This window comes from Chromohalobacter canadensis (assembly GCF_029544075.1).
Lineage (GTDB): Bacteria > Pseudomonadota > Gammaproteobacteria > Pseudomonadales > Halomonadaceae > Chromohalobacter > Chromohalobacter canadensis_A.
In genome coordinates this window covers 144,106-163,518 of sequence record NZ_JAJQJH010000006.1, presented here as the reverse complement: position 1 = coordinate 163,518, position 19,413 = coordinate 144,106, and the positions used below count along the sequence as shown (strand labels likewise).

At 58.8% G+C, this 19,413-nt stretch carries 19 protein-coding genes; 8 read left to right on the top strand and 11 right to left on the bottom strand.

The features are described from left to right. The first annotated feature begins 18 nt into the window (after positions 1 to 18). Both LUN51_RS10125 and LUN51_RS10120 read left to right on the top strand, forming a co-directional pair. Positions 19 to 531, top strand: coding sequence for a ferritin-like domain-containing protein (locus tag LUN51_RS10125; protein ID WP_277811156.1), 513 nt, complete (start codon positions 19 to 21; stop codon positions 529 to 531). A 100-nt stretch (positions 532 to 631) separates the two neighbouring features. Then, positions 632 to 940: a hypothetical protein gene (locus tag LUN51_RS10120; RefSeq protein ID WP_277811155.1), complete on the top strand. Its 309-nt coding sequence runs from the start codon at positions 632 to 634 to the stop codon at positions 938 to 940. Between the two features lie 47 nt (positions 941 to 987). On the opposite strand, the gene LUN51_RS10115 is transcribed toward LUN51_RS10120, so the two are convergent. The 3 genes from LUN51_RS10115 to LUN51_RS17410 all read right to left on the bottom strand — a co-directional run bounded on the left by LUN51_RS10115 (position 988) and on the right by LUN51_RS17410 (position 2,506). Then, on the bottom strand, positions 988 to 1,446 hold the full coding sequence (locus tag LUN51_RS10115; protein ID WP_277811154.1) for a universal stress protein: 459 nt from the start codon (positions 1,444 to 1,446) through the stop codon (positions 988 to 990). Positions 1,447 to 1,684: 238 nt separating this feature from the next. Then, entirely contained in the window at positions 1,685 to 1,891 is a 207-nt protein-coding gene (locus LUN51_RS10110; RefSeq protein WP_277811153.1) for a DUF2795 domain-containing protein, read from the bottom strand. A gap of 153 nt (positions 1,892 to 2,044) precedes the next feature. Further along, positions 2,045 to 2,506, bottom strand: a complete 462-nt coding sequence (locus LUN51_RS17410) for a general stress protein (RefSeq protein WP_347276511.1) — start codon at positions 2,504 to 2,506, stop codon at positions 2,045 to 2,047. 307 nt (positions 2,507 to 2,813) lie between these two features. Between LUN51_RS17410 and LUN51_RS10100 the strand changes: the two genes are divergently transcribed. The 3 genes from LUN51_RS10100 (at position 2,814) to LUN51_RS10090 (ending at position 5,010) form a co-directional block, all read left to right on the top strand. Beyond that, a complete protein-coding gene (locus LUN51_RS10100) occupies positions 2,814 to 3,122 on the top strand; it encodes a hypothetical protein (protein ID WP_277811152.1) in 309 nt (102 codons plus the stop codon). Between the two features lie 58 nt (positions 3,123 to 3,180). Further along, positions 3,181 to 4,002, top strand: a complete 822-nt coding sequence (locus tag LUN51_RS10095) for an MBL fold metallo-hydrolase (protein WP_277811151.1) — start codon at positions 3,181 to 3,183, stop codon at positions 4,000 to 4,002. 213 nt (positions 4,003 to 4,215) lie between these two features. Continuing rightward, a complete protein-coding gene (locus LUN51_RS10090; protein WP_277811150.1) occupies positions 4,216 to 5,010 on the top strand; it encodes a hypothetical protein in 795 nt (264 codons plus the stop codon). A gap of 28 nt (positions 5,011 to 5,038) precedes the next feature. On the opposite strand, the gene LUN51_RS10085 is transcribed toward LUN51_RS10090, so the two are convergent. Beyond that, entirely contained in the window at positions 5,039 to 6,016 is a 978-nt protein-coding gene (locus LUN51_RS10085; protein ID WP_277811149.1) for an AraC family transcriptional regulator, read from the bottom strand. An 80-nt stretch (positions 6,017 to 6,096) separates the two neighbouring features. Here LUN51_RS10085 and LUN51_RS10080 point away from each other — a divergent pair, with 80 nt between their 5' ends. Further along, complete coding sequence (locus tag LUN51_RS10080; protein ID WP_336296832.1) at positions 6,097 to 7,329, top strand: MFS transporter; 1,233 nt, start codon at positions 6,097 to 6,099, stop codon at positions 7,327 to 7,329. Between the two features lie 172 nt (positions 7,330 to 7,501). Here the strand turns inward: LUN51_RS10080 and LUN51_RS10075 are convergent, their stop codons facing one another. Then, positions 7,502 to 9,799: a CehA/McbA family metallohydrolase gene (locus tag LUN51_RS10075; RefSeq protein ID WP_277811148.1), complete on the bottom strand. Its 2,298-nt coding sequence runs from the start codon at positions 9,797 to 9,799 to the stop codon at positions 7,502 to 7,504. Positions 9,800 to 9,965: 166 nt separating this feature from the next. Here LUN51_RS10075 and LUN51_RS10070 point away from each other — a divergent pair, with 166 nt between their 5' ends. Further along, entirely contained in the window at positions 9,966 to 10,616 is a 651-nt protein-coding gene (locus LUN51_RS10070) for a cation transporter (protein WP_277811147.1), read from the top strand. A gap of 35 nt (positions 10,617 to 10,651) precedes the next feature. Here LUN51_RS10070 and LUN51_RS10065 read toward each other — a convergent pair whose 3' ends face one another. Further along, positions 10,652 to 11,758 (bottom strand): hybrid-cluster NAD(P)-dependent oxidoreductase, encoded by a 1,107-nt coding sequence (locus LUN51_RS10065; RefSeq protein ID WP_277811146.1) that lies wholly within the window; start codon positions 11,756 to 11,758, stop codon positions 10,652 to 10,654. A 292-nt stretch (positions 11,759 to 12,050) separates the two neighbouring features. Here LUN51_RS10065 and LUN51_RS10060 point away from each other — a divergent pair, with 292 nt between their 5' ends. Next, positions 12,051 to 13,337 carry an aromatic ring-hydroxylating oxygenase subunit alpha gene (locus tag LUN51_RS10060; RefSeq protein ID WP_277811145.1) on the top strand — a complete coding sequence of 429 codons (1,287 nt, stop codon included), beginning with the start codon at positions 12,051 to 12,053 and terminating at the stop codon, positions 13,335 to 13,337. Between the two features lie 61 nt (positions 13,338 to 13,398). On the opposite strand, the gene LUN51_RS10055 is transcribed toward LUN51_RS10060, so the two are convergent. The 5 genes from LUN51_RS10055 to LUN51_RS10035 form a co-directional block, all read right to left on the bottom strand. After that, positions 13,399 to 14,265: a PhzF family phenazine biosynthesis protein gene (locus tag LUN51_RS10055; protein WP_277811144.1), complete on the bottom strand. Its 867-nt coding sequence runs from the start codon at positions 14,263 to 14,265 to the stop codon at positions 13,399 to 13,401. Between the two features lie 168 nt (positions 14,266 to 14,433). Beyond that, entirely contained in the window at positions 14,434 to 14,682 is a 249-nt protein-coding gene (locus tag LUN51_RS10050) for a hypothetical protein (RefSeq protein ID WP_277811143.1), read from the bottom strand. Between the two features lie 154 nt (positions 14,683 to 14,836). Then, positions 14,837 to 15,703, bottom strand: a complete 867-nt coding sequence (gene purU, locus LUN51_RS10045) for a formyltetrahydrofolate deformylase (protein ID WP_277811142.1) — start codon at positions 15,701 to 15,703, stop codon at positions 14,837 to 14,839. Further along, on the bottom strand, positions 15,690 to 16,352 hold the full coding sequence (locus LUN51_RS10040) for a sarcosine oxidase subunit gamma (protein ID WP_277811141.1): 663 nt from the start codon (positions 16,350 to 16,352) through the stop codon (positions 15,690 to 15,692). The genes purU and LUN51_RS10040 overlap by 14 nt, the downstream gene beginning before the upstream one ends. After that, a complete protein-coding gene (locus tag LUN51_RS10035; protein ID WP_277811140.1) occupies positions 16,345 to 19,413 on the bottom strand; it encodes a sarcosine oxidase subunit alpha family protein in 3,069 nt (1,022 codons plus the stop codon). The genes LUN51_RS10040 and LUN51_RS10035 overlap by 8 nt, the downstream gene beginning before the upstream one ends.

Sequence of the window (19,413 nt, the reverse complement as noted above, 5' to 3'; positions counted from 1 at the left end):
ACCTCAAGGAGAGAAGCTATGAGCACCAGTTCAGTAAGCCAACTACATGTTTGGTTAAAGGACGCGCATGCCATGGAAGAGCAAGCAGAGCAAATGCTAACAGCTCAGGCCAAGCGTTTGGAGCATTACCCGAAGTTGAAGGAAAGGATCAACCAACATATTGAAGAGACCAAATCACAGGCAGACCGCCTAGAAGGATGCCTGAAATCAATGGATGAAAGCCCTTCTACCATGAAGGATGTCAGCGGTAAATTCGCCGCCATAGGGCAAGCCATCGGTGGATCCATGGCTTCTGACGAAGTCGTTAAAGGGGGCATTGCTAGCTACGCGTTTGAACACTTCGAAATTGCTAATTATCGGGCTCTTATCGCTGCGGCTGACGAACTCGGTGAAAACCAGATCAGGGAAGTCTGCAAGGGTATTCTCGAGGAGGAAGTAAATATGGCCAAATGGTTAGAAGATAACCTTGATGACATAACTAAAGCTTTTCTATCCCGTGCCGAGAGCGAAGCTTTAGAAGGAAAAAGGTAAGTTTCTTTATGATAACTCGGCTAGGCGTATCTTATACGCCTAGCCTAACCAACGCTTTATAACCAACCTTCAGTATTATACAAGCCTCTAAGAGGTACCTATGAAAAACTATCCGTATGCGGTTTATAACGAGGACAACACTATTGTTGGCCACTTACTTAAAGACGCGAGTCAAGATGAAGCTTTACTCAAGGCTAAGGATGGCGATCTATATAACATCCCCTATCATCACCTCAAACAACAAGAAGACCATTGGATATTAACAAGACCACTTCTCGAATTTAGCAAAGCTCCACCTAAAGAAGAAAGCCAAGAGCATATTGATGACATGAGCAAAGATAGCTTTCCCGCTAGCGACCCCCCTGACTACACCTTAGGTGGCCAAGATGAAACCCCGCAGGACCGCTAAACAACATGCCACCCTTTTAATATAGCCAGTATAGAGAACACATTAACCTAGGAAGGAAAGTGCTCTAGCACTATATCTTCCCTTTCATTAATAACAACAAGACCACATGATACCTTTCTTTGAACTTTCAAGAGTATCCCTCTCCACTTGTGGGTGGCTTTTGTAGAACCCATAATGATGATATCTACTTCTAAGCGCCCAACTTCCTCGCTTATAGCCTCATCTATCTTTCCACTTTTCACCACCAGGTTCACTTCTCCCCGCGGCTGATTCACTTTCTTCCACCAAGAATCCAAAGAAGCTTCTGCTCTGGCACAATCCTGCGCATCCATTTGATGTATAGGGGCACCTAACGCCTCTCCTATAACATCCCCAGTATCTCGGGGTTCTACTACATGGAGCAAATGTAATTGCGCATTTTCACGCTGCGCGAGTCGGTGGGCCTTATACAACGCCGACATAGATGCGAGACTGTCATTCATTGGGACAAGTATAGACTTGTACATCTTTATAACACCTTATCTTAGACCTGTTTCTCAGAGCGCGCTCCAAGCATTTTTAAAGATCAATCGTACTTCGTAAACTCACCCAAGCTTCTTAACCAGGCCACCCTAATAAGGTTACATGACAGTGAAAAGCGCTCGGAAAGAGCGCTTTTCTATTAAAAATATACATCCCTGTACTGTATACCTCCTCTTTTCCGGCCCTCTTACTTAAAAAAGGCCGTACTGTACGACTAAGATCCTACTCCACTTCACCAACTCCCTTGGTAACGTCAGCCATGCTTTCGTATTGCTGATCCGGCAGTTGCCGAATAATATCCATCACATCTTCTCCAGCGCCATTTTCTTGGGCCTGACGCTCGAGGTCTGACCGGTCCGCGGGAAAATCCATACCCTTAAGATGATGGGTAATATTTCCCGGCGACTGACCTCCTACTCCTTGTGTCATATCAGCTCTCCCTATTCGCCACGAGTAAAGTTCACAACCTTACTTTCAAAAATATGGGCTATTGGTAATCCAAATTCATTCCCTTACGCCTCTATACTCAATTTTCCTAGCGCTAGCCTTCCATGGCTAGCGCTAGAAAAGTGGGCAATGAGATTATGAATTACCACCTCCGCTACGGCGGCCACCTTTTTTTCCCGCCTCCGAGGCCTTTTCCCCATCTTTCTCGAAACTACCACTGCTGTGCTTGCCACCTTTCTGGCCAGCCTCGGAGGCTTTCTCAGGATCATTGGCAAAGTTGCCACTGCTCCTTTCTCCGCCTTCATGTCCAATATCTTCAAAATGTTCGCGGCTATGAGATTCTGCGTTCGCAGTACCTCCCTTGTGGCCAATGTCTTCGAAGTGTTCGCGGCTGTGGCTCTCTGCGTTCGCAACGCCCCCCTTGTGACCAATATCTTCGAAGTGCTCCTGGTCATGGGACTCAGCGTTAGCAGTCCCCCCTTTATGACCAATATCTTCGAAATGCTCTTGATCATGGGTTTCTGCGTTGGCCTCGCCACCCTTGCGGCCCGCTTCTTTAACCGACATATCGCGATCATTATTGCGCTTGCTGGACATAAGACCTCCTGATTAATCAGCGTAAGCATGTTAATTGCGACACCTTTTTATGCTGGATGCCACAATTGGCATGGTGTTCCTTTACCATGCAATTTCACAATAGTCGTGTTGGCGCTACACGAAAACCGGATCAGCCTGCTCTATTTGCTCTATGTTAACAGGCTGGCGATACATACCCTCAGTGAGCCAGATTGTTTCCATCATTCATTTTTTGCAGCAAAATTTGATGGTGGTTAATGTTGACCATCTCATTAGTAACTATGATGAAAAATAGTAGATTATGCACAACACTTACGGAGCAATGAATATGAATTCTGAGCCGAAGGATCATGGCCATCCAAGCGAAGAGAGAAAAAAAGCCGCCAAGACAACCAAAAGGGATATTCCTTCTGATTCTCAACAGAAGACATCAGAGCTACAAGGAGAGCCTGAGCCCTACCGGAAGGAGGAAAACGTAGACAACCAGAAAGCAAGGGGCAACCCCAAGGAGCCTGGTCATAATAATTCGTTGGACAAAGCACCTTTCTCAGGAGGACAGCTTTCCAAAGAAAAGAAAGTTCATAAAGATAATATCAATGAGAAATCTGATCGTACTAATCCTACGGAAAGGGGCTGAGTAACGAACTTATGTCGTTGAGGCCTATACACAAACTTTCTTAGCCATCAAGTATATTATGAAGGATGAAACCCGTCAGCATCTAGCGCTAGGCCTGACCTCAATCAGGCATAATCATCATCAAACGGTAGCGTCAAACGTGATTCAACTGACGCTAAAGTTCGTTAATGTCTGCTTCATTGAAGAGCCAGAGACCCAACGCTGGATCTTGATTGACACAGCGTTATCAAGGCAAGAAAAGAAGATCATCGATTGTGCCAGATACTTATTTGGTAATCGCGCACCCGAAGCAATCATTTTGACTCATGGGCACTTCGATCATATCGGCTCCGCCTTGCCGCTCAGTCATCACTGGCAGGTTCCACTGTATGCCAGCGATTTAGAACTACCTTACCTAACGGGCTCTCGCGCTTATCCTCCAGCGAATGCAGAAGCCGGCGGCGGCACTATTTCTCGACTATCCCCACTTTTCTCACGCGGCCCTTACAACTTCAATGGAGTACTATCTCCTCTCCCTGAAGATGGCACCGTACCAGGACTAGCAACATGGCGATGGCTACAAACACCTGGCCATACACCCGGTCATATTTCGTTATTTAGAGAGTATGATAGATCGTTAATCGCAGGAGACGCCTTTGTTAGTGTACAACAAGAATCTCTACGTCGTGTTTTCCTTCAACGTCCTCAGCTTAGCGGGCCTCCACGTTACTTCACCCAAGACTGGGAACATGCTTTTGAATCCATAAAGAAGCTCGCGATGCTGTCCCCTTCTGTTGCAGCCACAGGGCATGGACCACCTATTGGAGGGCCAGGGCTGACAGATGGTTTGAAGTCCATGCTTGCCCATTTCTATTCTTCAAACACTCCCTACGCGCCTTAAGCTGAGTAGGACAACTATGAATCCTAGCCCATGATCCCTAGCCTATGGCCCCCAGTTTATAAACAACATGCGGGCAGAAACAGCGATAAAAAGCCGAACCATGTATTATGAGGTAATAATCCAGAGGCGTCTTTGCGGAAAACCCAAGGACCGCAGCACTTTCAAACGCAATAACTTTATATACATAGATTGATCAGCCGCTACGACTACCCGATGGCGCCGCTTGCCGTTGCCTACCGCAGGCAGGCGATGAGTTCTTGTTTGAGATTACCTCGTTGCGTATTTGACAGCTGGCCAGACGGTGCCATGTTGAGCTCTGTCATCGTTGAAATGCCGCCTTCGCTTACGGGAGCTAGCATGGCCAGTCAAAAACAGATCATCGAGACGTTGATGCAGCGCCACGGGCAAACTTTTGCCAGTGAGCTGGGTATCGACCTGCGCAAAAACACGCCATCGCCGCTCTTTCGGTTGCTCTGCTATTCGTTGCTGACCAGCGCGCCGATCAGTGCCGATCTCGCCATGCGCGGTGCAAAAGCAATGGCTAAGGCCGGCTGGACGACGCCGCAAAAACTGAAGACGAGCGATTGGGCAACCCGGGCGCGAGTGCTCAATGAATCCGGCTACGCACGCGTCGACGAAAAAACGGCGACGCAATTGGCGGACATGAATGATGCGCTGCTGGAAACCTATGGCGGCGATCTGCGCAAGCTGCGTGAAGCGGCGGAAGGCAGCCCGAAGGCGCTGCGCAAACGGCTCAAGGCATTCAAGGGAATCGGCGGCACCGGTGCCGATATCTTCCTGCGCGAGATCCAACTGACATGGGATGAATGCTATCCCTACGCCGACAAGGCAGCGCTATCCGCCGCCGAGAAGCTGGGACTCAAGGCTGATGCCGCCAAGCTCGCCAACAAGGTGTCGCGGGAAGATTACCCCAAGCTGGTGGCCGCATTGGTGCGCTGCAAATTGGCCAAGGATACCCAGGGGGTGAAGGAAGCGGCCGAGGCCTGACAAGCTACCATTGACGCCGCGGATCGCGTCACGATACACGCACCGCACCCGGCGTCTGCCCGGTCGACCGCTTGAAAGCACGACTGAAAGCGGCCTGAGAGCCATAGCCCAGGCGCCAGGCGACCTGATCGATCGATAATTGCTTCTCGGCGATCCACTGCGTGGCCAGACGCATGCGAAGCTGGGTGACGTATCCGAGCGGCGAGATGCCTAGCGAACAGCGGAAGCGTTCGGCGAATACCGAACGGGAACTGCCTATCTCCGCCGCCATAGCGGCCACCGTCCAGTCGCGGCCAGGTTCGCGGTGGACAGCGGCGATGACCTTACCCAGACGCGGATCACGCAACGCCTCGATCCAGCCATCGATGTCGGCGCAGCCACATTCGACCCAGCCCCGCACGATGCTAGCGGCGACCACGTCGGCCAGCCGGGCCAGAATGCCGGCGGCGCCGGCCCGCTCAAGACTCGCTTCGCGCGCCATCGCCTCCAGCATCGGCAGCATCTCCGGGTAGCGCGAAAGTAACGTACTGACGTGCATCACTGCGGGCATCAGCGTCAAAAGCGGCTGCATGCCGCCTAGATCGAACTGCATGCAGCCACTGAATAAACGCATCGGGGGAGTACCGTCGAGCGTATCGGGACATTCATTGATGCAACTGAAGTCGTCACATAGCGGCAGCGCGTCGATCTGCTCGATGTCGCGGCTCTTAACCTCAGGTGAAGAGAGCAAGCAGTGCTGGCCACCCCGGGGCAGGAGCACGGCATCGCCGGTCTCCAGGATCTGCTCCTCGCCACCGAGCCGCAGTATAACGGGCCCTTGGGCGACGAAGTGAAATTGCGCGCAGCGGGCGTCGGTATCGAAACGAATGCCGAAGGGCGGCGCTATCTGGACGCGCCGATAGTTCAGCCCCGACAGACGCATACCGAGGAGCAGCTCGTTGATCCATTCGCTGGAGCGGACATCAGAGTCGGTGGCGGTAAAAAATTCGGACTTTTGATCAAACATATCGGATTTTCAGTGATAGATGATCTCTCGATACTACTTTAGTCTACGCATCATCCCAAGTCTTGATCGGAAATCTCGAAATGACGACGCAAGAACCTCAACACTCGACGCACGAGTCGCCAACGCCATCGCGCTGGGTCGCCGTGTTTTCGCTGACGATGGGCGTGTTCAGCCTGGTGATGGCCGAATTCCTGCCGGCCAGTCTGCTGACGCCGATGGCCGATTCACTCATGATCAGCGAAGGCCAGGCCGGGCAGGCCGTTACGGTCACGGCGGTGGTGGCGCTACTCTCCGGCTTGCTGGTGACGTCCGTGACACAGCGCCTCGATCGCCGCCACGTGCTGCTGGCATTCTCCGTGCTGATGATCGCTGCCAACCTGATGGTGGCCTTCGCCCCGCATCTGGCCTGGTTGCTGGTCGGGCGGGTACTACTCGGTGTGGCACTGGGCGGATTTTGGGCGCTGTCCGCTGCCACGGTCATGCGGCTGGTCTCGGAGCATGACGTCCCGCGTGCGATGTCCCTGCTGTTCACCGGCGTCCCCATCGCCACTATCAGTGCCGCCGCGCTGGGCAGCTATCTCGGCGACATGATCGGCTGGCGCAACGTCTTCCTGCTCGCGACGGCGCTCTCGGTGCTGACGCTGGTGCTGCAATACACCACCCTGCCGCGAATGGCACCTGAGCGCCCGACACCACTTGGCACGTTGGTGAGCGTCATGAAACGGCCGGGCATGGCCGTCGGCATCGTGGCCATTCTGCTGGTGTTCTGCGGCCATTTTGCCTTCTTCACCTATGTTCGTCCGTTTCTCGAAGGCGTTTCCCGGATGGGCATCAACGAGCTTTCTTCGACCTTGCTGGCGTTCGGTGTGGCGAACTTCGTCGGGACGTTGGTCGCGGGTTACCTGCTCGAACGCAGCCTGCGCCTGACACTGCTGCTGATGCCACTGATCATGGGCGTGCTGGGCTGGCTGTTAGCCACGCTGGGCGGAATTTCGATGGGCACCGATGTTCTCATGGTGGCTCTGTGGGGTTTCGCCTTCGGTGCCGTGCCAGTCGCCTGGTCGACCTGGATCACCCGTGTCGTGCCGGACGAGGCCGAAAGCGGTGGCGGTTTGATCGTCGCCTCGATACAACTGGCGATCGCGCTGGGCGCCGCCGTCGGGGGTGTCATGTTCGACATCAGCGGCGTCCTGGGCGTGTGTGCAACAGCTGGAACGATGCTGTTGGCCGCCGCCGCTCTGGTGCTTGTCGGCGTGAGAACGCGGCCAACCGTCTCCACCGATGGCGATGCCGTCGCAAAGGCCTGTCAGTAACGCAGGCAAGAATCCGCCAGCCGAGGAACAATCACGGTTGGCGGCATCCCCAACGCATAAGCGCCCACAAAAAAGCCACGCCCGAAGGCGTGGCATTCCCTTGAAGCCCCTTTGAGCAGGGGTCTTGACGGCGAGTTATCGTGATTGTAGTGACGAGTGCCAGATCGCGAGATCAGGCGTCTTCGTCGCCGCCTTCATTACCGAGGTAATCGGCCTTGCTGGAACGTTCGAGCCACAGCGGGTTCGTCCAGGCGGTATCGCCATCGGCATCGTCGACTTCCAGCGCGACCCAGCCGTTGGCATCGCCGGGGATCTCGAAGGTCAACGTCGCGTCAGTGCCGTCAGGCGTTTGGGTGGCGAGCACTTCGCCTCCCTGGCCGATCAGGCGCGCTTCCTTGAGGCCGTTGACGGCGGTGGCGTTCACCGTCCATTCGCCCTTGGCGTCTTCTACCAAGCGCAGGCTATCGCCGAACATGTGCTCCTCGGGGAACAGCAGCGGCCCTTGAGTCGCGTAGCCATGGCCATCCTTGAGGGCACGCGCGAAGGCGCGTGGGGTCAGCTCGCCGGGCACGTGGCCCATCATGCGAATGCGACCGGTGAGGTCATTCCAGGCATCGTGGGTGTCCGTGCCCGCCGTGAAGTACATGCGCGTGCCCTGATCCCAGAAGCGATGCGCGGCAGCGATGGTCGGCTCGTTGTCCACTTCGGCATTGAGTTCGAGCAGATCGAAGCCAGGCGTGAAACCGCCGGGCACCTTGCCGTCGCCCAGGTTGCTGAGATAACCGTAGGCGTTATACGGATGGTTCATGGGCACCACCTCGGCACCCAGGCGGCGTGCGTCCTTGACGATGTCCTGCACGTCGTCGGTGCCCGGATCGACCTCGAGCTCACCGTTCATCTCGATGGGGAACGGGTTCATGTGTCCCCAGGAGGGCGAGACCTCAATGGAGGGAATGAACGGCACGCCGCGCTCAGCGGAAAGCTGGCTAAAGGTGTCGTGATTAGCCGTAGAGTCGTGATCGCTGATGAAGGTCAGGTCGAGATCCGTGGCCAACTGGGCGCGCACCACCGTATCCGGCGGCGTGGTGCCCTCCAGCACGTTGGCGTGGTGATGCAGGTCGGCGCCGTACCAGTGGTCGTCATTGGGTTCGACGAGACGCTCGATCTCCACGCTCTTGTCGATTTCCTCCCCAGTCTCGAGGCTGACATCCAGCGTTTGCTGGCGCGCGGTGAAGCCGGCACCGGCATTGACGGCCAGGCGATAGTCGCCGGGCGCCAGCTTGAGCTCGGCTTGGCCGGCCGGGTCCAGTTCGGTGAAGAAGGTCTGCTTGCCGAGGAATTCCACTGGCGGCTGCTGGCCTTCGAGGATCGTCAGGCGTGCGTCGCGCGGGGTGTCATTCTCGGCGCCGCGAATATCCAGCGACAGCGTTCCCGGGCCGCGCATGCCATCGAAGCTCAGCTCGCGCTCGCTGCCGTCAGCGACATTCAGTTCGACCGGCTCGGAGTTGGCAAAGCCTTCCGCCGTGGCGTAAGCCTGGTACTCGCCCGCCGGCAGCGACATCGAGAACTTGCCATCGTCGGCCAGCGTCCAGGCGTAGGGCGCACCTTCCTTCTCGATCATCACCAGTCCGTTGGCGGGCGCCTCGCCGTCGCCATCGCGTAGCTGGCCATGAATCTCACCGCTATCGAGACTCTTGCGTTCGATCTCGTTGGTGACCACCGGGGCCAAATCGCCTTCCGGCACGACCTGCAACCAGCCCTCGAAGCGACGCGACTCGCCGGCTTTCAGACTGTGTTCCAGGTACATGTCCTGGCCTTCGTAGTTGATGCGGTCGAAATACGGTGCATGCAGGGCAAAGGCCCAATCCTGATCGTAGGCAACCATGCGGTCGGTGAGCGCGTCGCTGGCCTCGGTTTCCTTGGCATCGCCCAGGCCAGGCACGCCGAACAGGTAACCGGTGTCCGGCCACAGCGTAAAGCCGGAGCGAATGCCTTCCAGTGGCTCGTCGCCCTGGTTGTCGAGCACGGTTTCCAGGTGCACGCGGTCGCTGTCGGCGTCCAGCGTGTAGGTGGTGGTGACCATCGCCTCGCCGAAATTGCGGCTGACGCGGATCACCGCACGCTCAGGCGACTTCTCGACGACTTCGACGTTCTTGTCGTCGTTGGGCCAGGCGGACCAGTTATTGGGAATGAAGTCAGCAAAGGCGACACGATCCAGGTCGATCTCGCCGCCTTTTACCGCTGCCAGGTCGACCAGAGTGCCGCGCGGCACGCCCCAGGGCGGCCGCGACTCGACGGCCAACGCGAAGGCCAGCTTGTCATTGGCGACGGTGATGTCTTCGACGTGAGTGGCCTCGCCATCGGGAATATCGGTCGCGCCGCGCGTGACACTGACATCGGCCTGTGCCAGCGAGGCGGCGCCCAAGGTCAGCGCCGCAAGCGGCACAAAGCTCCATCGTGAATGTGTCATAAAATCCCTCTGATGTTGAATTTTTATCTATAATTGCTTTTTCCATTATTCATAATTTTGATTGTACGTTCAAATTACGCATGCTGCGACTGCACGCTTGCCCTGGAGCGCACTCTAGGGTTGTAGAATTACAGGTACTAGTTCGGTCCACGATGATGAGGTTTGCATGGCGTGTTGCTGCGGTTCTTCCCCTTCTCCCGAGTCGACGCCACGCTACCGGCGCGTGCTATGGATCGCGCTGGTGGTCAATGCGGTGATGTTCGGGGTCGAGATGCTGGCCGGCGTGAAGGCGGATTCCACCTCGCTGATGGCCGACTCACTCGATTTCCTCGGCGACGCGGCGAACTACGCCATCAGCCTTGGTGTACTGGGCATGGGCTTGATCTGGCGCGCTCGTGCATCGCTGGTCAAGGCCGCAACGCTGGCCGGGTTCGGCGTGGTGGTGCTGGGCGTGACACTGCATAACCTGTTCGCGGGTAGCTACCCAGATGCGCCGACCATGGGCGCGGTGGGGTTTTTGGCACTGCTCGCCAATCTCGCGGTGCTGGTGCTGTTGATGCGCTATCGTGAGGGCGACAGCAACATGCGCAGCGTGTGGATCTGCACGCGTAACGATGTCATCGGCAACGGCGCGGTGCTGCTCGCCGCGCTGGGTGTTTTCGGCAGCGGCACCGCCCTGCCCGACTTGATCGTGGGGGGCGTGTTCGCCTTTCTCTCGCTGTCCGGCGGCTGGAAGATCGCCCGCCAGGCACGCGGCGAACTGCGTCAAGCGCGCGACGCCGAGCGGCTTGGTACTACCACCGCCGAGTCGCGCTGAGCGCCCGGTCATGCCGGACCCAGGGACGTCAGGTATTAAAACTCGATAGCGACATGGCTCTTGGGCGTGCTGCAGCAGCTCAGAATGTAGCCTTCCGCTTCGTCATCCTCGGTGATGCCGCCGTTGTGCTCCATGTTGACGTCGCCCGAGAGCTTCTTGACCTTGCAGGTACCGCAGATACCCATCCCGCAGGCCTTGGGAATATGCAGGCCGAGCTTGGCGGCGGCGGAATGCACGGTCTCCTCAGGCAGAATGCGAATGCTCTTGCCACTGTTGCTGAATTCGACCTGCAACATGTCGGCGGTATCGACGGCATCCATCTCCGCTTCGGCCTGCTCGGCAAGTTCCTCCACATCCGCCCGGACATCCGCGGGCGTGGCCCCGAACGACTCTTCGTGATAGTGGCTCATGTCGAAGCCGTTGCTCTGCAGCACCTGCCTGACGGCCTTCATGTACGGCGTGGGGCCGCAACAAAATATCTCGCGCTCCAGGTAGTCCGGTACCATCAACTCGAGCATCGCCTGCGCTAGATAGCCACGAAATCCCGCCCAAGCCACACCGTTTTCATCGCCGCGCTCACAGACGATATGCAGCCGAAAATCGGGGATCCGCGAGAAGATATGTTCCAGCTCGCGGTGGAAGATGATGTCGCGTGGCTCGCGCGCACTGTGCACGAACTGCAGGTCGACGTTGGCGTTGGTATCGAAGAACCAGCGCGTCATCGACATCAACGGCGTGACGCCGACCCCACCGGAGAGCATGAGCACCTTGTCGGCGGGATAGTCGATGACGTTGAAATCCCCCACCGGTCCGTGAACGACGAGTTCGCTGCCGACCTGCAGGTTGTCATGTAGCCAGTTGGAAACGCGTCCATCGGGAAGCCGCTTGACCGTGATCGAGAAGCTGTAGGGCACCGAGGGCGAGCTGGAAATCGTGTAGGAGCGCATGATCGGCTCGCCGTCGATCTCCAGCTCCAGGGTCACGAATTGCCCGGGCTTGAAGAAGAACAGCACCGGCTGATCGGCCATGAAGCAGAAGGTGCGGACATCCCAAGTCTCCTGGATGATCTTCACGCAACGCACGTTATGGCGCCCATTGGTCCAGGTCTGGGTAGTGACGGGATTGAAGAAGTTCAAGCTCATGAGATGGCTACCTGGTCGCGCGGCGGTATCTGACTGTCAGACGCATTGTGGGCGCCCCCCGCACCGACCACTTGCCTGCCAACGACACGCGCATGCCTGCGTCAGCCGCCATGACGAGGGCAATCGCCAACTGACGTCGTCACGGCATCGGCCGATGTCGCGGGCAGACAATCCCCATTGGCGGCAATACGCCACACTCCGTGTCAATCACGCCTCTCACGCACACACCCACTCAATGTCATGGCGCCATCCGTTACCCGACACGGCGCACGAAGAGGAAGAGGATGCCTTCATGGATCTGATCGCTACAGCTGCACTCGACGATCCCTTGGCCGCCGCGCGTGACGCGACCGCCGACATGCTTCGCCAGCGCCGGCGCACGTATTCGCTGCCGCAACCCTTCTATAATGATCCACGCGTGTTCGCGCTGGATATGCAGGAAATTTTCACCCAAGAGTGGCTGTTCGTCGGCATGACCTGCGAGCTCCCCGCCAAGGGCAATTACCTGACCGCGCAGATCGGCGACAACCCCATCATCGTGGTGCGCGGCGACCAGGGCACGCTGCATGCCTTCCACAACGTCTGCCGGCACCGTGGATCGCGGCTGTGCACGCAGGAGAAAGGCAAGGTCGCCAAGCTGGTCTGCCCCTATCATCAATGGACCTACGAACTCGATGGACGCCTACTGTTCGCCGGGCAAGACATGGGCGAGGACTTCGATCTTTCCGCCTATGGCCTCAAGCCGGTGGCGGTGAAGAGCGCCGGGGGTTTCATCTTCATCAGTCTCGCCGAGCAGCCACCGGCCATCGACGACTTCCTGGCAACCCTCGAGGACTATCTCGCGCCCTACGAGATGGATAACGTCAAAGTCGCGGCGGAATCGAACATCGTCGAGCAGGCCAACTGGAAGCTGGTCCTTGAGAACAACCGCGAGTGTTATCACTGCAACGGTGCCCACCCGGAGCTGCTCAACTCGCTGATCGAGTTCGACGACACCGACGACCCACGCGCTACGCCCGCCTATCGCGACTTGGTCGCCCGCCAGCAGGCACATTGGGATTGCCAGCAAGTGCCCTGGGCGCTTAAGCGGTTCGGCAAGCGTAACCGTCTGACCCGCACGCCGATGATCGACGGCGTCATGTCGATGACCATGGACGGCAAGCCCGGCTGTGGAAAGTTGATGGGGCATCTGCAGAGCCCGGACATGGGCTCGCTGCGCATTTTGCATCTGCCCAATTCCTGGAACCATTTCATGGGCGATCATGCCGTGGTCTTTCGCGTGCTGCCGCTGGGCCCGCAACAGACCCTGGTAACCACCAAGTGGCTCGTCCGCCGGGATGCCCAGGAAGGCGTCGATTACGACCCCCAATGGCTACGCAAGGTGTGGGACGCCACCAACGATCAAGACCGGCAGCTGGCCGAAGAGAACCAGCGCGGTATCAACTCCATCGCCTACCAGCCCGGCCCTTACTCCGAAACCTATGAATTCGGCGTGATCGACTTCGTCAACTGGTACAGCGACACGCTGCTCTCGCGACTGGAATCCGAGGCCCCATCACTGCACATCGTCCAGGGCTGACGCCTGGCGTCATGCACTGATACGGCATGATGCGTCATCCCGCGCCGATACCGGCGCGGGATCAACGGTAGAGCTTGCCCTCGCCCACCATGACGGCTTGTCCACCGATACGAATGGTCATGGCATCGTCACGTTCGACCCAGGCATGGATACGACTGGGGCGGCCCATTTCGACGCCCTGATCGATCTGCCAGTACCACCGGCTACCTCCCGTTTCTCGAGTTGCAAGGAAACCGGCCAAGGCGGACGCGGCACTGCCCGTGGCCGGGTCCTCACGCAGATTGCCGATTTCAGTGGAAAACATGCGCGAGCGCCGGGTCTCGTCGCCGGTACGAACATGCAGATAAATCTGCTCTATACCGCTCGGTGATACACACCGGCTCCATGATGCCGCCGATGGTCGCGCCTGCTCCAGCGCGTCGAGACTATCCAGTTCGATTAGATGGTACGCAAGGCCACAAGAGGCGACCTCCGGATCATCGACTACCTGAGAGGCTGACAACCCGAGCAACTCCGCGGCTGACATCCTGTCGAGCGAACTTGGCTGCACGTCGACTGGCCGAGCGGTCGTGAAACGCGCCATGTCCCCGTCGAACCGCACTTCCAGATCTCCCACACCGGCTTGCAACACCAGTGGCGACTGGCGATCGGCTAAACCGAGTGAGGCCAGCAAATAGGCCGTCCCGATGGTCGGGTGGCCGGCGAAGGGCAATTCAGTGCCAGGGGTAAAGATGCGGATCGGGAAGCGGTTACCGGCTGTCTGCTTACCGACGAAAACCGTCTCCGAGAGATTCAATTCCGTCGCTATGGCCTGCATTCGTACATCGGATATGCCTGCCGCTTCCGTAAAGACTGCTAACGGATTACCCGCAAATGGAGTATCCGTGAAAACATCGAGTAGATAATAACGATCACCGGCCTTACCCATTGGTTCACCTCCCTTGAGCGACAAGCGGCATTCAGGATGACGTCTGGAAGGATCGTAACCGGCCGGGGATCGCGAAGCGAACCGGAAACGGATGGCCGCCGAGGCGCCTAGCATGGCACACCAACGCCGCGCCGATATCGGCGCGGCGTTGGATGTTGCAGGCTGTGCTTATTCGTTCGCCCGCAGGCGAGGCAACAGATGGGTGTCTATCGCTTGGCGTACCGACGGCAGCATTTCGTCGCTGTGCTGCATCATGTCGTGAATGGCCTCGGGCAATCCTTCCACGCCGACTTCGTTGTACTTGCATACGGCCATGCGAGCACAGGTTTCGGGGCAAGCACCATCGGGAATGCGCACGCCCAGCGCTTGTAGGCGTTGACGAAAGTCGTCGCCGTCGATCAGATCCGCGAGCATCATGTCTTCCCCTCCTCGAGTGACGACGCGCCGGCCGGTGTCACCGGTCGCGGCTGCGATGGTCGTTATTGTGGGTGATCACTGTCGTGAACGCCTGTCGCCAGAGGCGTTACCCGAAGTTTAGGAGAGCGGTGGAAAAATGCCCGCTCCCGCATCGTCAACGTGTGAACACTACGGTGCGCTTGGAATGCAGAAACACCCTGCGCTCCAGATGAAGCGATACCGCCCGCGCCAGGGTCAAGCATTCGATATCGCGCCCCTTGGCGACCAGGTCCTCGGGGTAATCGGCATGACTGACCGGTTCCACCCCTTGGGTGATAATAGGGCCTTCGTCGAGATCGTCGTTGATATAGTGCGCGGTGGCCCCGACCAATTTGACGCCTTTTTCGTAGGCCTGGTGATACGGCTTGGCCCCCTTGAATCCCGGCAACAGCGAGTGATGAATGTTGATCGCGCGCCCGCTGAGACGCGCGCACATCTCACTGGAAAGTACCTGCATGTAACGCGCCAGGATCACCAGCTCGGCGCCGGTGGACTCGATCACGTCCAGGACGCGAGTTTCCTGCGCTGCCTTGGTCTCGGGCGTGATCGGAAAATGGTGATATGCCAACCCGTGCCCGGTTACCAATGATTCGAGATCGGGGTGATTGGAGATCACCGCACGAATATCCAACGGCAACTGCCCGGTGCGGTAGCGATACAACAGGTCGTGGAGGCAATGATCGGCCTTGGAGACCATGATCACCACCGGCGTGCGCCGCTCGGGCGGGGTCAGTTCGTAATCCATCTCGAATTCGAAGGCCCGGGACGCGAAATCGGCCTGAAACATCTCGGCATCGAAGTCGGAGGCCAGAGGCCGAAACTCGGTACGGATGAAGAAACGCTCGCCCAGGCGGTCATCGAACGACTGCTGTTCGGTGATGTAGCAATCGCGCTCCTTGAGGAAGCGCGTCACGACATCCACGGTGCCCAGGCGGCTGGGGCACTGCGCGGCGAGGATCCATGTATCGTTACTGCGACTCATGACGGCTTTCTCGAGCGACACCGATGCCATATTCTTCCCCCGCATCCAGCAGCCAGCGATACACGTAGTCGGCAAAACTGCGCCGTACGATGAGTTCCCAGCGCGACTCGTCAGGGCGACGCAAGATAACGCTGGTCTTGGCGAAGATGGTGGTCACGCCCTTGCCCACCGTAAATGCATGCGGGTCGACATCGTAGACCGTCGACTTCATCAGGACTCCATGCGCCGCCTCTCCGGTGAGTTCGATCAGCGTCTGCCCCGCGCTGACGTCGACGATGGCGACATGTGACCCGCCGAGATGCGCACGTAGCCGCGTCTCGAGGCCGAAGGTCTCGTCGCCAGGCACGATCAGCAGCCATTCGTCGGGCGATAACCATTGCACGGAGCGCTGACCATCGGCATCGACGGTGAGCGAATTAGGGCGCCCGGGCAGGCCAATGCCGAGTACCTCGCGCAGCGCCTCGTCGAGCACGATAGCACCGCCGCGCAGGATGAGATGCCCCAAGAATGCTCGCTCGCCAACCACTGCACGGCCTTCCTCTCCAGGCGCGGGCATGCCGCTGCGCTGGAAGGAGTACGCCAGCGGCGACTGGGCGTTAACGGTGGCGTGATCGGCGCGGGCGTCGTAGACATGGACCGAGTTAGACATGCTGGCGCTCTCCCTTCGGGTCGACGAATTGGGTACCGACGATTTCGGCTTCATGCACACGCCCATCGGCCATCGGCAGATAGACGCTTTCGCCCAGGCGCTGATGGCCACCCTTGACCACCGCCAGGGCGAAGCCGCTTTCCAGCGTCGGGCTGTAGTAGCTCGAGGTCACGTGGCCAGCCATGGGCATGGGGATGGCGTGTTTCGGGTCGAAGACGATCGGCGCGCCCTCCTCCAGCACCACGCTCGCGTCCTTGGGTTTGAGGCCGACGAGATGCTTGCGTCCCTCGCGGCGCGTATCGGAACGCGTCAGCGCCCGCTTGCCGACCCACGGGAAGGGCTTGTCGTAGCCGATGGCCCAGTACATGCCCAGATCCTCGGGTGTTACCGACCCATCGGTATCCTGGCCGACGATGATGAAGCCCTTCTCGGCACGCAGCACATGCATCGTCTCGGTGCCGTAAGGCGTCAGGTTGTACTTGTCGCCGTGCGCGAATAACGCTTCCCAGACGTGCATGGCGTAGTGCGCCTGGACGTTGATCTCGAAGGCCAGCTCCCCGGTGAAGGAGATCCGGAACACCCGCGCGGGTACACCGGCCACATGCCCCTCGCGCCAATCCATGAACTTGAACGCCTCACGGTCGAGGTCGATGTCGGTCAGCTCAGTGAGCAGCTTGCGCGCCTCAGGGCCGGTCACGGTCATCGTCGCCCAGTGGTCGGTAACCGAGTTGAAATACACCTCGAGTTCCGGCCATTCGGTCTGGTGCCAGAGTTCGAGCCATTCCAACACCGGCGCGGCGTTGCCGGTGGTGGTGGTCATCAAGAAGTGATTCTCGGCCAGGCAACTGGTAGTGCCATCATCCATCACCATGCCGTCGTCGCCGCACATCAGTCCGTAGCGCACGCGACCAGGCGCCAGCTTCTGCCACTTATTAGTGTAGATGCGCCCCAGGAACTCGCGGGCATCCGCCCCCTGAATATCGATCTTACCCAGCGTCGAGGCGTCGAGAATGCCCACACCCTCACGAACCGCGCGGCATTCACGGGCCACCGCTTCCGCCATGGTTTCGAGGCCTTCGCCCTCCGATGTGCGGCGTTTTTGAGGATAGTACCAAGGACGCTTCCACTGCCCGACGTCTTCGAATTCGGCGCCCTGAGCGACGTGCCAGGCCTGCATCGGCGTGTAGCGCTCGGGGTCGAAGAGCTCGCGGCAGTGACGACCGACCACGGCACCGAAGGTCACTGGCGTGTAGTTGGGCCTGAATACCGTAGTGCCGGTTTCGGGAATGCTCTGCCCCAGGCAGCGTGCGGCGACCGCCATGCCATTGATATTACCCAGCTTGCCCTGGTCGGTACCGAAGCCCATGGCGGTGTAGCGCTTGACGTGCTCGATGGATTCGAACCCTTCGAGCGTTGCCACCTCGATGGCGCCGGCGGTGACGTCATTCTGCAGATCGACGAACTGCTTGGGCGCACGCAGCGTGGCTTTCTCATGCGGCACCTGGAATAGCGCGCAGGCCGGGCCTTCATGGCGCGGCGCAACACGCGGCAAGTCCGCGTCGTTCACGGTGGCAGCGAATCCCAGCGCCGTCGCCGCGTTAACGCCGGCCTCGACGCCGTCCGCCAGCACCTCGCCCAGCGGATAGACGCCATGGGCACCGCCCGTCGCCGTGACGCCCGCCACGGTGGTCGGCACGAAACCGATGATGTCATCGCTCCATACCGGACGCGCGCCGGTATGCGAGGCCAGATGGATCACCGGGCTGTATCCGCCGGAGCTGGCGATGGTGTCGCACTCGAGCGTCTCGACTTTTCCGGTGACCGTGAAGGCGTCCACGTCGATGGCCGCCACCCGTGCCGCCGAGACGCGCTGCGCCCCTTTGGCCTCGATCACCGCACTACCGGTGATGACACGGATGCCCGCGGCCTTGGCCTGCGCCACGAGATCGCCCTCCGGCGCGGTGCGGGCATCGACGATGGCTGCAACCTCACGCCCGGCCTCCTGCCAATCCAATGCGGCGCGGTAAGCGTGATCGTTGCTGGTGGAGAGCACCAGCTTCTGGCCGGGCACCACGCCGTAGCGGCGAATGTAGGTCGACACTGCCCCTGCCAGCAGGTTGCCGGGGACATCATTGTTGGCATACACCAACGGACGTTCATGCGCGCCGGTCGCCAGGATTACCTGGCCGGCACGTACCCGGTGCAACCGCGAGCGCGACTGTCGATGACCGGCCTGAGACGGCGCACTATCGCCCAGGTGCTCAGTGCGGCGCTCGTGAAGCGTCACGAAATGATGATCGTGATAACCATGCGCAGTGGTACGCGGCAGCAAGGTAACGTTGTCGTGTTCCACCAGCGCCGCCAGTGTCGTCTTCAGCCATTGAGCGGCGGGTTGATCGTCCAGCGTCTCGCGCGTGTCGAGCAGCGAGCCACCCATCGCCTCCTGTTCGTCAGCGAGGATTACCCGAGCCCCGGCACGTGCCGCCGCCAGCGCCGCGCTCAAGCCTGCGGGACCGGCGCCGACGACGAGCAGATCACAATGCCGATGCATGTGATCATAGATATCCGGATCGGGCTGTGTCGGACTACGCCCCAGACCGGCCGTCTTGCGGATGTATTTTTCGTAGGTCATCCACATCGAGGCCGGTGCCATGAAGGTCTTGTAATAGAACCCCGGCGGCATGAACGGGCTGCCCAGTTTGCCGACCCAGCGCATGATGTCGCGCTGCGCGTCGGGCCAACCATTGGTGCTGCACGCGACGAGACCGTCGTACAGCGCCTGCTGGGTAGCGCGCACGTTGGGCACCTGGGTTGCCTCCGTCGCGCCCAATTGAACCACCGCATTGGGTTCTTCCGCACCGGCGGCGACGATGCCGCGCGGGCGCGAGTACTTGAAACTGCGATTGACCAGGTCCACGCCGTTGGCCAGCAAGGCCGAGGCCAGAGTATCGCCGGGATGGCCGGTATATGAGCGGCCATTGAAAGTAAAGGTCAACGCATGTGTGCGATCGATCTGGCCGCCTTGCGCCAGGCGGTTGGGCTGTAATGCTGACTGGCTCAT